Below are 280 nucleotides of genomic sequence, written 5' to 3'. Positions count from 1 at the left end.
TCCGATTATTTTGATCAGCTCCACGCCTATGCGATCGAACTGATCAATAAAGGCCTGGCGTACGTTGATGAACTGACGCCGGAACAGATCCGCGAATACCGCGGCACCTTGACGCAGCCGGGTAAAAACAGCCCGTACCGCGATCGCAGCGTTGAAGAGAACCTGGCGCTGTTCGAGAAAATGCGTACCGGCGGTTTTGAAGAAGGTAAAGCCTGCCTGCGTGCGAAGATCGACATGGCTTCGCCGTTTATCGTGATGCGCGATCCGGTGCTGTACCGCA

At 55.4% G+C, this 280-nt stretch carries 1 protein-coding gene; it reads left to right on the top strand.

Going from position 1 to position 280, the window contains the following annotated elements; genetic code table 11:
- Positions 1 to 280, top strand: a 280-nt coding sequence (locus tag LZP73_RS21045; RefSeq protein WP_234236945.1) for a glutamate--tRNA ligase family protein, incomplete at both ends; no start/stop codon positions are given.

The sequence above is a fragment of the Shewanella sp. AS16 genome, assembly GCF_021412365.1.
GTDB lineage: Bacteria > Pseudomonadota > Gammaproteobacteria > Enterobacterales > Shewanellaceae > Shewanella > Shewanella salipaludis.
This window is presented reverse-complemented; position numbering and strand designations above follow the sequence as displayed.